This window comes from Ideonella sp. P3_A4, assembly GCF_056403075.1.
In genome coordinates this window covers 1-1,207 of the sequence record NZ_JBFUGE010001106.1, presented here as the reverse complement: position 1 = coordinate 1,207, position 1,207 = coordinate 1, and the positions used below count along the sequence as shown (strand labels likewise).

Below are 1,207 nucleotides of genomic sequence, written 5' to 3'. Positions count from 1 at the left end.
GGACCCCTTGGGGAACGTCTGGTCCTGGGGCTGGGACGTCGGAGGCTCGCTGGGCCGCGTAGCGCCGGCTGGAAGGCGAGTGTCCTTGCTCGATGGCAGCCAAGAGCGCAGCGCAGAGCGTCCGAAGACATCGATGCCGCCCTTCGCGATGCCAGGACTGATATGGCACCTGCCGCCGGTCGTGCAATTGGCGCTTGGTGCAGAGAACGGCTTGGCCCTGGACGACTGCGGCCGCGTCTGGGCCTGGGGCGGACCCGCCTGCCTGGGCCGCCCGGACGCTGCGGCCTTGCCACTGAGTAACCCGGAGCCAGCCTGCGTCGAAGGCCTGCCACCGATCCGGTCGCTGGCTTGCGACCCGGCCGGCATGGTGGCATTTGCGGTCGACGAAGAAGGTGGGCTGTGGTCCTGGGGTGTGGGTCTGCACGGCGAACTGGGGCGGGACGATCCTCGCTCCGACCTCCAGCCCGGCCGGGTGCAGAACCTGGGCGCTGTGCAGTCGGTGCATCCTGGCGCGTCGTTCTGCCTGGCGTTGCTTGAGGACGGGTCGGTCTGGGGCTGGGGTCACGTCGGCTGCGCCTTGGGCGTTGTCTCCGGTGCCAACGACTTGGACGCAGTGGGCTCACCGGCCCGTATTGCCGGCTTGCGCGACGTGCAGGCACTGTGGGTGGGCGGCGACATGGCGATCATGCGCACCTGCGACGGCGAAACCTTCAGTTTGGGCAGTGGCAGCCAAATGCTGTCACCACTTGACCCGGCACCGCTCGCCAACACCCTTCAGCGACAGCCGGTGCTCAACCCGTATCGGCGGTTCACATTGGGTCGCCATCATGGCTTCGGCATCGACAACTGGGGCAATGTGATCGGTTTTGGCCACGCGGTAAACGGGGCGCTGGGTACCGGCCACGAGCGGCTGGACCTGAAGCTGGGCCCGAGCCGGCTTGGCCTGCGTGCCTTGCCCCTGGCCGCGGCCGGGCACCACAGCCTGGGACTGCTGTAGGCCAGCTTCGGCTGGCCTGATGCGAGCGGCCGCGAGGCCGCTGCAGTTGAATTACGGTGCCGTTGTCACCGGCGTGGCGATGTAGGCGCGCAGCTCGCCTTGGTACTTRCCGCCACCGGAGATCTGGCCGGCGTCGTTGATGTCCGTGGCGGTGCCCAGCGAGGTCCAGCCGGCGCGGCTGCCGTCGAGCAGTTTCTTCAGCCAGAAGGT

Annotated in this window: 1 protein-coding gene; it reads left to right on the top strand. The window is 68.4% G+C overall.

Translation table 11 applies throughout. From position 1 onward, the window contains the following. Positions 1-997: RCC1 domain-containing protein (locus tag AC1DYI_RS36240; protein ID WP_477208919.1), on the top strand; the 997-nt coding region annotated here is incomplete at its 5' end. Positions 998-1,207: the final 210 nt, after the last annotated feature.